The following is a 12,984-nucleotide window of genomic DNA, read 5'->3' on the forward strand; positions in this document are numbered from 1 at the left end:
CTGCGCGCCCGACTTTCGATCCAGAAAGATTCATGAACTTCCGCCGTACCGTCCCCGCCTGGCAACTCGCCGCACCCGCCCTCTTCGTGATGGCCTGGGGTGGCAATCACTTCACCCCGCTGCTGCACATGTACGAGTCGCTCGGCCACTATTCGGCCTTGATGGCCGATCTCTTCCTCGGCTTCTACGTCGTCGGGCTCATCCCCGGACTGCTGGTGGCCGGCGCCCTCTCCGACCGGTACGGACGCAAGCCCCTGTCCGTCGCCGGCGTCGCCATAGGCATCGCAGCCAGCATCCTGCTCGGTGCCGGCTTCTCCAGTGAGATCATGCTTTCCGTCGGCCGGTTCCTGGCCGGCCTGAGCGTGGGCGTGGCGATGTCGGTCGGGACCGCCTGGCTCAAGGAGCTCTCCAGCGCGCCGTTCGACCGCCAGGCCGACCGCACGGCCGGCGCCCGGCGTCCCGCCCTCACCCTGACGGTCGGGTTCGGCCTCGGCGCCGGAGTCGCCGGTGCCCTCGCCCAGTGGGGCCCGATGCCCACCCTCTCCCCTTACCTGGTCCACATCCTGCTCAGCCTGCTCGTGCTGCCCCGGCTACTCCGCGCCCCGGAGACGGTGCCGCGGTTCCGGTCGCACCGGCCGTTCTGGCAGGACCTCGCGGTGCCGCTGGCCGGCCACCGCCGGTTCCTGCGAGTCATCGCACCCTCGGCCCCCTGGGTCTTCGGCGCCGCGGCGATCGCCTACGCGATCATGCCCAAGCTCGTCGAGGACCAGCTGGGATCGCTCAATCTGGCGTTCGCGACCCTGCTCACCGTCGTGACTCTCGGCACCGGGGCGCTCGTGCAGCCCCTCGTCGCCCGGATCAACCAGGTCACCAGGGGGCGCGCCCTCGTGGTGGGGATGAGCGTCATGCTGCTCGGCCTGCTGCTCTCGATCGCCACCGCCATCGTGCTCTCGCCCGTGCTCGCGCTGATCACGGCGATCACCCTCGGCGCGTCCTACGGCATCTGCGTGGTGGCCGGTCTGGTCGAGATCCAGCGGATCTCGACCCCGGCCGACCTCGCCGGCATCACCGGGGTCTACTACAGCCTCACCTACGTCGGCTTCCTGTTGCCGGTGCTGTTCGCCTGGCTGAACTCGGTGGCCAGTTACGCCGTGCTGATGAGCGTGCTCGCCGCAGTCTGCGCCGGCTGCCTCGCGGCGGTGGCGTACGGCATCCGGCGAGTCTGATCGACCGATCGCACGACCCGACGAATGCCGCCGCTGGCGTACGCTGGCGACATGACTGAGTACGGTCGCGGCACCCCTCTCCCGGATTACCTCAACCGATGGGTCGCAACACAGCGCTGGTTCGCGAGCAAGGGGCACGTCCCGGTTCTCCGCAGCATCGCCCGGTGGTCCCTGCCCGCGGCCGAGCCGGGCGTGAACATCAGTACGCACCTCGTCATCGATGCGACACTCGGGGAGGATTCGCTCTACCAGCTGCCGCTCACGGAACGCACCGATCCGCTGCCGAACGGGGAGCGCGCCCTGGTCGCCAGGGTGGACGGACCCGACGGGAAAGCCCGATTCCTCTATGACGCACCGTATGACCCCGCGTACGCGACCGCGATCCTGCGGATCATCCTGGGCAAGGGTTCCTCACTCGGTTCGGAGGACGCGGGCGGCAGCGCGCGGGGAGAACTGCTGCTCGAGGCGATGGACGCTCCTCTCTATACAGTGGCGGCCAGCCGCGTGCTGACCGGGGAGCAGTCGAACACCTCGATCATCTTCGACACCCGGGGCGCGGACGGCACGCCGGCCCGCCCCGTCATCTGCAAGGTCTTCCGCGCCCTTCACCATGGCCAGAACCCGGACATCTCCGTGCAGGCGGCCCTGGCCAGGGCCGGCTCCCGGTTCGTGCCCGAACCGATCGGCTACGTCGAAGGCGAGTGGGACGACCCCGACCGAAAGGACGGACGGGCCAGGGGCCACCTAGCCTTCGCCCAGGAGTTCCTGCCCGGCGTCGAGGACGCCTGGCGTGCCGCGCTGGCTTCAGCCTCGGCCGAGGAGGACTTCACCCGGGAGGCCCACGACCTCGGCGTGGCGACGGCTGCCGTGCATGCCGACCTGGCCACGGTGATGCCGACCCGCGAGGCCACCCCCGACGTGATCGAGGCCGAGCTGGCGGGCATCCGGGACCGGTACCGCATCGCCGTGGCCGAGATTCCCGCGCTTGCCGGGTATCGCGCCGCGATCGAGACCATCTTCAGCCGGGCACGGACGGCGCCGTGGCCGCGACTGCAGCGCATCCACGGCGACTATCACCTGGGCCAGGTGCTCAATGTGCCCGGCGGACGAGGCTGGGTGCTGGTCGATTTCGAAGGCGAGCCGCTCCGCCCGCTGGAGGAGCGCAACCGGCCGGATGTCCCGCTCCGGGACGTCGCCGGCATGCTCCGGTCCTTCTCCTACGCGGCAGGCACCATCGAACTGGCGCATCCGGAACGTCAGGCGCAGGCGGTACTGGCCTGGGCCGATGCCTGCAGGGAGGCGTTCCTCGCCGGCTATGCCGAACGGTCCGGCCTCGACCTCAGCGCCCAGGGTGCCCTGCTGAGCGCGTTCGAACTCGACAAGGCCCTCTACGAGGCCGTCTACGAGACCCGAAACCGGCCGAGCTGGCTGCCGATCCCCCTCGCGGCGATCAAGCGCCTCGTCGACCTCGTCCCTGCCCCGGGCCACCCCTGACCCTGCCCGCCTTCCCCGCCCGCCCCAGCACTTACGCGAGTGAGGCGGAGGCGGATGCGGTGGGTGGGGCCGGTCAGCGCTTCAACTCGGGGAACTGGTCGTCCCGCCACTCGTCGGCCAGTCGCGTGCGGGTCGCGGCCGCGTCATCCTCGCGCATCCGGAGTTCCACCCGGCGAATCTTGCCCGAGCTGGTCTTGGGCAGTTCGAAGAACTCGACCCGGCGCACGCGCATATAAGGAGGTAGCCCGTTGCGGGCATGGCGCAGCACCTCGAGGGCGGTTTCGCCGTTGGACTCCCAGCCGGCGGCAAGCGCGATGTACGCCTTCGCGATGTTGAGGCGGGTGTCGTCCGGCGCCGGTACGACCGCGGCCTCCGCGACGGCCGGATGCTCGAGAAGCACGCTCTCAACCTCGAACGGCGACACCTTGTAGTCGGAGGACTTGAAGATGTCGTCGGTGCGCCCGATGAAGGTGATGTACCCGTCGCTGTCGCGGCTGGCGACGTCGCCGGTGTGGAAGTAGCCGTCGCGCACGGCCTCGGCCGTGCGCTCGGGGTCGCCGTGGTAGCCGGCCATCAGGTTCACGGCGGTCTCGGAGAGGTCGAGGCAGATCTCCCCCTCGTCGGCCAATTCGCCCGTGATCGGGTCGACCAGGCTGATCCTGACCCCGGGCAGCGGGAGCCCCATCGAGCCTGCCTTGAGGCGGGACCCCGGCCCGTTTCCGACGATCGCGGTGGTCTCGGTCTGGCCGTACCCGTCTCGGATCGTCAGCCCCCAGGCCCGCTGGATCTGGCTGATCACCTCGGGGTTCAACGGCTCACCGGCCGAGAGGATCTCTCGCAGCCCTTCAGGCTTGACGCCCAGCTCGGACTGGATCAGCATCCGCCACACCGTCGGCGGTGCACAGAAGGTCGTGACGCGGGCGCGGTGCAACTGGTCGGCGAGGGCGCGCGGGTCGAACCGGGCGTAGTTGTAGACGAACACGGTCGCCTCGGCGATCCACGGGGCGAAGAAGCTGCTCCACGCGTGCTTTCCCCAGCCGGGCGAGCTGATCGCCAGGTGCACGTCGTCGGGACGCACGCCGATCCAGAACATCGTGGTGAGGTGCCCCACCGGGTAGGACGTCTGGGTGTGCACGACCATCTTCGGCTTGCTGGTGGTGCCCGAGGTGAAGTAGATCAGCGACGCATCGTCGGATGCCACGGTGACCGTGGTCTTCGCCGGTGTGACAAGGTCGGCGTCGGCGTAGTGCGCCCACCCGGCCACGGCCTCACCCACGCAGATGCGCGAGTGGTCGCCAACGACGTGGGCGAACTTGGCCGCATCACTCGCGTTCGCGATCACATGATCGACTCCCCCGCGCCGCACCCGGTCGGCCAGGTCACCGGCGGCCAGAACGGTGGAGGTCGGCAGGATGACGGCTCCGGCCTTCATGATGCCGAGCATCAGTTCCCAGAGCTCGACCTGGTTGCCGAGCATGAGCATGACGTGGTCGCCCGGCTTCACGCCCTGCTGGATCAGCCAGAGCGCGACCTGGTCGGAGCGGGTGGACATCTCTGCGAAGGTGACCTTCAGTTCGCGGCCGTCCTCCTCCACGATCCAGAGGGCGGTCTTGTCGTTACCCTCCGCGATGACGTCGAACCAATCGGTCGCCCAGTTGAAGGAGGGCCCGACCTCGGGCCAGGCGAATTCGGCCGATGCACGCTCATGCCCTTCGCGCAGGCGCAGGAGCTGGTCCCGCGCGTCTCGGAAGCTGCTGGTGCTCGTAGGGTTGGTCACGGATTCCATTTTCCTCAACAGTGAATGCCCGGAACTGCATGAATCGACGTCTCCACGCCGTCCGCGCCGTGTGGGCGACGCTCCACTCACTCTAGGACTCCGGCCCGGTCCCTCTCCGGTGGCACTGACCGTCGACCTCAGGCGAAGTCGCTGCTCCGGGATCCCGCCCTGAGGTCGGACGCGCGTATCGCGCCGGGCCGGTCGGGCATCCGCCCGTAACCGTCCCGCAGAACGTGCTGCATGGTGCCGCCGATGCCGACGAGGGCAAGTGCACCGAGAATGATGAGAATGAGCATGGCCTGCCTCCAGATCAGGAACGAATCGATTGGTCTGAGCCTCCTCGCTAAGGCGGGCCGGTCACATCGGGCGGATGTCGTAACTCGGCGGATCACGGCGCCGGCAGCCTAAGGCGGCGGCCGACCCTCGCCGGGCTGAGAGAAAAGCCGGCTTTTGCGGCCCGAAAGGCTGCACACCTCTCAGCTCGGCGAAGGACGGGGCGGCAGGGCGGCTATCGCCAGGTGGCGGCGGTGCGAGAGGTACGCGGCTTCGGTGCGGGTGACGGCGCCGGTCTTCCGGAGGATGTTCGACACGTGCACGCTCGCAGTCTTCACGCTGATGAACAGGCGCTCAGCGATCTGGCGGTTGCTCAGACCCTGGGCGAGCAGGTCCAGCACCTGGCGCTCTCGCTCCGTCAGCAGGGCCGCGGTCTGGGCCTCTGCCGAGAGGTCGCTCGCCCCAGGCCTGGCCGGGCCGATGCGCCGCAGGAGCCGGGCGGCCTGGTCCGCCACGAGTCCGAGGCCGATCCGTTCGGCGTCGCCGCGGGCCGTCTCGGCCCACCCGCGCGCGCTCGACCGGTCACCGCCGGTGGCGAACGCCTCGGCCAGGCGGAAGGCCGCGTACGGCGCCAGCTGGGCGTCCGCCTCCGGGACGGCGGATGCCGCAACCGCCGCCTTCCACGCCTCCGGATCCGTTCCCGTTCGGCCGGGGCCGCTCAGTTCCGCGTCGAAGACGGCCAGAAGGGCCGGCGCCGTCGGCCAGGGCGACGCCGCGGCCAGCGCGGCGCGCAGCTTCTCTTCGAGACGGTCGAGGATTCGGCCCGGACCGCCGCCGGTCCGGGCCGGCCCGGCACCAGGCTCGGCGCCCACGCCGGCGTCCTGCCCGGACTCGCGTTCGATCGGCGAGCCGCCGGCGCGTGCGGCCGCGATCACCCGGGCACCGATGGCCAGCAACGGCAGATCGTATGCCGGGAACGACCGGTGCTCCGGTTCGAAAAGCACGCTCACCTCGCGCCATGCCTCCTGGAGGTCGCCCTGCGCCAACGCGATCTCCGCCGCGACCGCGGCGAGCCCGAGCCGGGATTGGGCGTCGATGCGCACCTGCAGGTTGAGCGCGCCACGCCAGCCGCGGAGCATCCGCTCGGCGCCTGGCGCGTCGCCGGCGCGGAGGTTGGAGTGCAGTTTGAGCCGCTGGAGATGCGCGCGATAGCCGATCGGCGGGTCGAGCTCGAGGGCGCGGTCGAGGAGTTCGTCGGCGCGCTGGGTCTGGCCGAGCGCGGCAAGCGGCCCAATCAGGTTCGACAGCAGCATGGCGCCCGACGTTCGCTCGACCCCGCGCTGCCTCGCCCGCTCCACTCCCTCCTCGGCGACGCGCACCGCGTCGTCGAACCGGCCGAGCAGATGCAGGGCGTCGGACTGGTTCACCCAGAACCGCAGCCGGGCCGAGTCGTTGTCCCCGGCCAGCTCCCCGGCCAGCTCCAGGTCGGCCAGGCCTGCCTCGATGGCTCCCGCGCACAACCGGGAGAATCCGCGAATGTTCGCCGCAACAGACATCCGCGGCCCGGAGCCGACCTCGGCCGCCTGCGCGTAGGCATCGTTGGCGGTTCCGACGGCCTCGTCGAACCGGGCTTCGAGCATCAGCCTGGCCGCCAATTCGCCGAGGACATTGGCGCGAAGCACGCTGGGCGGCTGATCGGCGAGCACGTCCAGGGCCTCCCGGAGGAGGGCGACGGAGCCGATCTGACCGATGTTCGCGAGATACGAGGCCTTGTTCCGGAGCATCCGGGCATAACGCTCGGGGTCAGCGGAGCTCGAACCGGCGATGGCTTCGTCGATCAGGGCGATGGCGCGCTCGCTCTCGCCGGCGTTGCGCAGGATGTAGGAGGTTTCGGCGAGCAGGTCGACCCGGCTGCGCCCGGCCAGTTCCTCGGCATCCGGGATCTGGTCCCAGAGTTCGATCGCCCGCTCCCCCATCCGTGCTGCCGAGGCGAAGGCGTAGGAGCGGTGAGCCTGCACCATCGCGGTGACGGAGGAAGCGAACGCCTTCCGCAGGTTGTGCGCGGCCATCCAGTGATAGGAGACGGCGGTGGCGTCGGGGCTCGCCTCGCTGCGACCGGATTCGAGGGCCTCGGCGTAGCGGGTGTGGAACCGCACCCACTCTCCGGGCAGGAGCTGGTCGTGGACGGCCTCGCGCACGAGCGCGTGACGGAAGGCGTACGCGGTGCCGAGCGCGACGAGCACACCGGCGTTGACGGCTTCCCCGGCGGCCGCGTCGATGTCCTCCGCGCTGTCGTCGCAGACGAGCGCGAGCAGCTCGTGTTCGACCCGCACCCCGCCGGCCGCGAGCAGCCGCATGATGCGCTTGGTGTTCTCGTTGAGCAGTTCGTACCGGGCGAGCAGGATGCCCCGAAGGGTCTCCGGCACGCTCTCCGCGCCGGAGAAGATCTCACAGCCGATCAGCTCCTCGACGAAGAACGGGACACCGTCCGTGCGCTCGTGCACGAGGCCGATCTCCCGCTCGTCGGGCGACGCACCGAGGATGCCCATGGCCATCTGGCGCACCTGGGCGCGGGTCAGCCTGGCCAGTTCGCGCCGTTCGGCGCGCCGGTTGCGGTCGAGTTCGGGCAGCCAGGCCCGGAGCGGTCTTCCCCGGCCCAGCTCGTCGCTGCGGAATGTCAGCACGAAGAGGATGCGGTCCCGCTCGATCACCCGGATGAGGTATCTCAGCAGCCCGAGGGTGCCCTGGTCGGCCCAGTGCAGGTCTTCGATGACGAACACGAGCGGATGCACCCTGGCCGCGGCCTCGAGGGTGCCGGCGACGGCGTCATAGACACTGTTGGCGCTGACGCTGTTGGCGCTGAGCCGGCTGGACGCGCCGGCTTCGGGCGGGGCAACGGCGTAACGCGGGAGACCGAGTTCGGGCAGGAGCAGGAGCAGGAACAGCGTCTCCCCTGCCTGGCCCGCAGCCTCCAGGAACGCCTGTTCGCCGATCCCGGCGGCCAGTTCCCGCAGCGCGGCGACGACGGGAGTGTACGGCGGGGCGTCGCTGTCGAGGTCGATCGATTGCCCGCGCAGCACCAGCGGACGGTCCGGCCGGCCCGGCCCGGCCACAGGTTCGGGTTCGGGTTCGGGACGAAGCTCGTCCAGGAATTCCTGGACGAGCCGGGTCTTCCCGATTCCGGCCTCGCCGCCGAACGCCACCGTGCGCGTGCGGCCGGCCTGAACGTCGGCGAAGGCACCGCGAAGCGCCTCGAGGTCGGCCTCGCGGCCGACGAGCGCCGTGCTCTGCTCGGTGTGCATGCGTCCATCGTGCCACTGCCCGGCGACGCCGGCACCGATGGCGCCTGCGGCCGGTGCGGCCGGCCGGACCGGCCGGGTCACCGTGAGTCGGGTCACCGAGAGGAGTGGACCTGCGGATGCCAGGCGATCCGCAGCCGGTCGATGATCCGCTGCGCCAGGGTCGCCCTGGCCGTCCCTCGCGCACGCTCCTCGTCCAGGCGTTCGAGCGCCACCCGCCGACGCTCCAGGTCTCGGTGGAGCCGTTCCTCGTCGGCGCGGTAGAGCCGGTAGAAGGCGTATTCACTCATCTGCACTATGTCCTCTTTCCTTGTTTCCTGTTCTTCACAGTGCGCTCTAAGGCGATGGCCGGGCATCGGACGGATGCCCTATTTCCGCGGGCCTATGCTGGCGGACAACGGAGGGAACGGCGATGAGCCAGGAACGCACGGTTCGGCCAGGGAAACCGCGCCGCGCCTCAGGTCCCGGAGCCGCAGCCCACGGTGCCCCGTGGCTCCGGCTCTCGATCGCCGCGGGCGTGCTCGCCGTCGCCGGCAGCGTGGTCGGGCTGGGCGTCGGCGGGTTCTACGCGAACCTGACTCCGGCCTTCCTGCCCCAGGCCCTGGCCCAGGACGTCGCCAACCTCGCCCTGGCGGCCCCGGCCCTGCTGGTCTGCGCGCTCCTCGCGCTGCGGGGGTCGCTCCGCGCCCGCCTGGTCTGGCTGGGCGTGCTGGCGTTCACGGTCTACAACTACGTCATCTACACCTTCTCGATCCCGTTCGGCCCGTTGTTCCCGCTCTGGGTGGCCGTGCTGGGCCTCAGCCTCTTCTCACTGATCGGCGGGGTCGCGAGCACGGATGCCGGGGCCGTCGCCGCCCGGTTCGAGAGCCGGCCGGCGATCCTCGCCACGGCGTGGTCCCTCATCGTCGTCGGCGCCCTGTTCGGCCTGCTCTGGCTGTCGGAAGACGTTCCGGCCCTGCTGTCGGGCACCACACCGCGGAGCGTGCTGGACCTGGGCATTCCGACGAACCCGGTGCACATCCTCGACCTGGCCTTCTTCCTGCCCGCGGTCGTCGGCACCGGCATCCTTTTGCTCCGGCGCCGGGCGCAGGCCTACCCGGTGGCGCCGGCGTTCCTCGTGTTCCTGATCCTCACGGGGGTGCCGATCATGGTCACCCCGGTCGTGCAGTCGGTGCGCGGCGAGACGGCGGCCTGGACGGTGCTGGCGCCGATCGGAGTGCTCACCGTGCTCATGCTGGTGCTGCTCACCTGGCTGCTCCGCACCGTGGGATCCCCCGACCGGGCCGGGGCGCATGGCCGGTCGGGAGAGCCCGCAGGCTAGGCCGGGCTTCCGGCGATGTTGACCATCCAGCTCACACCGAACTTGTCCAGGCACATCCCGAAGCTGTCACCCCACGGGGCCTTGTTGAGCGGCATGGTCACGGTGCCGCCGGCCGAGAGCCCGTCCCAGAACCGGCGCAGCTCGGTCTCGTCCGCGGAGTCGCCGCTCAGGGAGACCGCGTAATTGGTGCCCGGCGTGTACTCCATGCTGTTGGGCGTGTCCGCGCCCATCAGCACCAGGCCGCCGTCCGTTTCCAGCATGGCGTGCATGGTCTTGTCCTGCTCAGCCGGGTCCTGGCTGACCTGGAACTCGGCGAACGTGCTGCGGGTCAGGGCGCCGCCGAAGACCGACTGGTAGAACTCCATGGCTTCCTTGGCCGTGTCGCGAAAACTCAGGTACGGGTTGAGACGTGTGGTCATGAGCTGCTCTCCTCGATCGATGGATTCCTGCCTCGATTATCGACCAGCCGGCGCGGATACACGAGAGCAGATCAGCTACGCCCCTGCGTCGGCACGATCGCGGTCGCCGAGCTTCATCGCCTTGATCAGCGACGCGAAACGCGCGTTTCCGGGCAGGTCGTCGATCAGTACGGACACCCCGTCCGCGCCGGCCAGCGGAATCCGCCAGTTCGGGTACTCGTTCATCGTTCCCGGCTGATTCTGGGTGCGCCGCTCACCGACCGCGTCGACCAGCGCCACGCCGAGCAGCGAGGACGGCGTCAGCGCCGTGAACGCGTACAGTGCCTCGACGGTCTCCTGGATCCCGACGGGCGTCCCGGACTCCGGCAGCAGCCCGCGCTCTCGCACGAGGGCGAGCACCGCCTCCTGCTCCACCGCGTCGGCGGCCCGCTCTTCGTCGACCGGGCGACCGAGCAGGCCCAGGGATTCGCGCAGGGCCACGTGGTCTCCGGCGAGGTAGCCGGCGGTCGGCGGCAGGTCGTGGGTGTTCACGCTGGTCAGGCACTGCTGCCGGTAGTGCTCGGGGGCGAACGGCACCCCGTTGTCACGCTCGAACCAGAGGATGGAGGTTCCGAAGATGCAGCGCTCGGCCAGGTACTCCCGCACCCAGCCCTCGAAGACACCGAGGTCCTCGCCGATCACGATCGCCCCGGCGCGCTGGGCCTCGAGCGCCAGGATGCCGATGAGGGCCTCATGGTCGTAGTGCACGTAGGTGCCGTCTCCCGGACCGGCGCCTTCCGGGATCCACCAGAGCCGGAAGAGACCCAGGATGTGGTCGACGCGCACCCCGCCGGCGTGACGGAGCACGCTGCGGAGCATGTCCCGATACGCCGCGTAGCCCGAGTCGGCGAGCCGGCCCGGGTGCCACGGCGGCTGGGACCAGTTCTGGCCGATCTGGTTGAACATGTCCGGCGGCGCACCGACGGTCATCCCCTGGGCGAGCACGTCGTGCAGGGTCCACGCATCCGAGCCGTGGCGCTGCACCCCGACCGCGAGGTCGTGCACGACTCCGATGCCCATGCCGGCATCCGTCGCCGCCCGCTGGGCGGTCTCCAGCTGGTGGTCGCACACCCACTGCAGCCAGCAGTGGAAGGTCACCCGGCCGGCAAGCTCGTCCCGGTGCAGTGCGGCGAAGGGGCCGCGCGGCCCGGTCGGTTCCTGCAGCCACTCCGGCGAGTCCGCCGGGAAGCGTTCGGTCAACGCGCACCACAGCGCGAAGTCCTCGAGCCCCTGGCCCTGCTCCCGGCGGAAGACCTCGAACTGGTGCTCCCTGGCCGGGCTGCGCCGAACCTGGTGGATGAGTTCGAGGGCGGTGAGCTTGGCCTCGTACGAGGAGTCCCGGTCCAACCGTTCGGTGTCGAGGTTCGCCGGCTGCATCGCGGCCGCCAGAGTCTCGACGACGGTGCGGGACCCGGCGGGCAGGTAGGCGTACTCGGGGATGTCCTCGACCCGGATGTACAGCGGGTGGAAGAACCGCCGGCTGGACGGCAGGTACGGCGACGGCTCCACGGGCGGGGCCGGCTCCGAGGCGTGCAGCGGGTTGACCAGCACGAAACCGGCGCCGTACCGGGCTCCGGAGATCGCGGCCAGGTCGGCCAGGTCGGCGAAGTCGCCGATTCCCCAGGACCGTGAGGACCGCACGGAATACAGCTGGGCCATCAGGCCCCAGCTCTGCTGCCCGGCGAGGGCCTGGGTGGTCTGCAAGCGCTCGGGGGTGACCACGAGCGTGCTCCTGGCCGCCTCACCGCCCGCCTCGGCGAGCATGGTGTGCCAGCCGAGCGGCAGGTCGGCGGGCACGACGAAGGTGGCCCGGCTGACACTCCGGCCGTCCACGTTCCGGGGGTCGCTCCAGTCGCCGCGCTGCGGAACCGGATGCCGTGAACCGTCTTCGGCGAGGACCGACACCGTGACCGACTCTCCGGCGCCGGCGTGCACGGCGACGTCGAGTTCGCTGCCCTCGCGGGCGACGAGAGTGGGCTGCAGCAGCCGACGCCACGGTTCACTCTGTTTCTCGGCCAGCGACGACGCGAGCTCTTCCGGCGAACCGGCCGGGACGCCCAGGGCAGTGAGCACGCCGCGCAGAGTCTCGGCCTGCACGGTTCGTTCCACACCGTCCCAGCCGCGGATCGAGGTGTCCACCCCGTGTGCCCGTGCCAGGTCCAGCAACGCTGCCGTCGGTTCGTCGGTCTGGCCGTGCTTCATGGCCGCACTCGTTTCATGGCCCCACTCTATGGCCTGTGCCCGAGGCCGCCCGCCGTTCAGGCGAGGACGGTGGCGCGTACCGCCCAGGCACGGGCCGACAGGGGAATCGAGCCGTCCGGCTGCAGGGGCAGGCGCGCGCGGAGGATCTCGCGCAGGTAGGCCCGCCGCCGCTCGTCCAGCGACATCAGGTAGGCGGGAGCCGCGCCCTGCCCGCCCAGGAACGGCTCCCAATAGTCGTCGAAGCCCTGGAACGGGGTGGGGATGTCGATGGCCCTGACCTCGGGGTCGGCCAGGCCTGCCTCGGTGAACAGGTCGTGCAGGGCCTCGGGCCGGCACGACGGGAACCGGGCGCCTTCGTGCAGGCGCGCCGCGTCGGGGTCGAGCAGGGCTGCGGCGTCCCAGAAATACCGGATGAGCTCCATCTTCCCGGCGTAGTCCCAGACATAGGCGCCGATGGTGCCTCCTTCCACGGTCACCCGGGCCATCTCGGCCAACGCCGCCCGCTGATCCGCGATGAAGTTGAGGACCAGTCCGGACACGGCCACGTCGACCGCCTGGCCGGGAAGCGGGATGGCCTCGGCGCCGCCCTGGTAGAGCCGTGCCCGGCCGCCCAGATTCTCCCGCGCCGCCGCAAGGAATCCGGCCGAGGGTTCCACCCCCGTCACCTCGGACGGGGAGCACCGGTCGAGGATCTCCTGGCACAACACCCCGGTGCCGCAGCCCACGTCGAGCCAGCGCCGACCGGGCGCGATCCCGAGCCAGTCGACGAACTCCGCGGCGACCAGACGGCTCCACCGCCCGATGTACCGTTCGTACGGGCTTCCCTGCTCCCAGCGCTCGAGCGCCGGTTCCGAATCCATGGTCGCCTCTCTCCACGCCTGCGTCTGTGACTCTCGCTGCCGGGACCTCGAGCCTGATCCGCCGGGCCGGACAT

The 12,984-nt window shown here is 70.4% G+C and carries 10 protein-coding genes; 3 read left to right on the plus strand and 7 right to left on the minus strand.

The window, feature by feature from the left end; genetic code table 11:
* The first annotated feature begins 32 nt into the window (after positions 1 to 32).
* A complete protein-coding gene (locus tag IWX89_RS07525; protein WP_196902951.1) occupies positions 33 to 1,226 on the plus strand; it encodes an MFS transporter in 1,194 nt (397 codons plus the stop codon).
* Positions 1,227 to 1,277: 51 nt separating this feature from the next.
* On the plus strand, positions 1,278 to 2,720 hold the full coding sequence (locus IWX89_RS07530; protein WP_196902952.1) for a phosphotransferase: 1,443 nt from the start codon (positions 1,278 to 1,280) through the stop codon (positions 2,718 to 2,720).
* Positions 2,721 to 2,793: 73 nt separating this feature from the next.
* On the opposite strand, the gene IWX89_RS07535 is transcribed toward IWX89_RS07530, so the two are convergent.
* The 4 genes from IWX89_RS07535 to IWX89_RS07550 all read right to left on the minus strand — a co-directional run bounded on the left by IWX89_RS07535 (position 2,794) and on the right by IWX89_RS07550 (position 8,359).
* Positions 2,794 to 4,506: an AMP-binding protein gene (locus IWX89_RS07535; protein WP_196902953.1), complete on the minus strand. Its 1,713-nt coding sequence runs from the start codon at positions 4,504 to 4,506 to the stop codon at positions 2,794 to 2,796.
* Between the two features lie 128 nt (positions 4,507 to 4,634).
* On the minus strand, positions 4,635 to 4,793 hold the full coding sequence (locus IWX89_RS07540) for a hypothetical protein (RefSeq protein ID WP_196902954.1): 159 nt from the start codon (positions 4,791 to 4,793) through the stop codon (positions 4,635 to 4,637).
* A gap of 180 nt (positions 4,794 to 4,973) precedes the next feature.
* Positions 4,974 to 8,168 (minus strand): helix-turn-helix transcriptional regulator, encoded by a 3,195-nt coding sequence (locus IWX89_RS18860; protein WP_196902955.1) that lies wholly within the window; start codon positions 8,166 to 8,168, stop codon positions 4,974 to 4,976.
* Positions 8,165 to 8,359, minus strand: a complete 195-nt coding sequence (locus tag IWX89_RS07550; protein WP_196902956.1) for a hypothetical protein — start codon at positions 8,357 to 8,359, stop codon at positions 8,165 to 8,167. Before IWX89_RS07550 ends, IWX89_RS18860 begins: the two co-directional genes overlap by 4 nt.
* 122 nt (positions 8,360 to 8,481) lie before the next feature.
* On the opposite strand from IWX89_RS07550, the gene IWX89_RS07555 reads away from it, so the two are divergent.
* Positions 8,482 to 9,390, plus strand: a complete 909-nt coding sequence (locus IWX89_RS07555; RefSeq protein WP_196902957.1) for a hypothetical protein — start codon at positions 8,482 to 8,484, stop codon at positions 9,388 to 9,390.
* Here the strand turns inward: IWX89_RS07555 and IWX89_RS07560 are convergent.
* From IWX89_RS07560 to IWX89_RS07570, 3 genes are all read right to left on the minus strand, one after another.
* A complete protein-coding gene (locus IWX89_RS07560) occupies positions 9,387 to 9,809 on the minus strand; it encodes a VOC family protein (RefSeq protein WP_196902958.1) in 423 nt (140 codons plus the stop codon). The two genes, IWX89_RS07555 and IWX89_RS07560, sit on opposite strands and share 4 nt — an antisense overlap.
* Positions 9,810 to 9,884: 75 nt before the next feature.
* Positions 9,885 to 12,050 (minus strand): 4-alpha-glucanotransferase, encoded by a 2,166-nt coding sequence (gene malQ, locus IWX89_RS07565; protein WP_196902959.1) that lies wholly within the window; start codon positions 12,048 to 12,050, stop codon positions 9,885 to 9,887.
* Positions 12,051 to 12,106: 56 nt separating this feature from the next.
* Positions 12,107 to 12,910 carry a class I SAM-dependent methyltransferase gene (locus IWX89_RS07570; RefSeq protein WP_196902960.1) on the minus strand — a complete coding sequence of 268 codons (804 nt, stop codon included), beginning with the start codon at positions 12,908 to 12,910 and terminating at the stop codon, positions 12,107 to 12,109.
* Between the last annotated feature and the right edge of the window lie 74 nt (positions 12,911 to 12,984).

Origin of the sequence: Cryobacterium sp. MP_M3, assembly GCF_015752155.1 — a bacterium.
In the GTDB taxonomy this organism is placed as follows: domain Bacteria; phylum Actinomycetota; class Actinomycetes; order Actinomycetales; family Microbacteriaceae; genus Cryobacterium.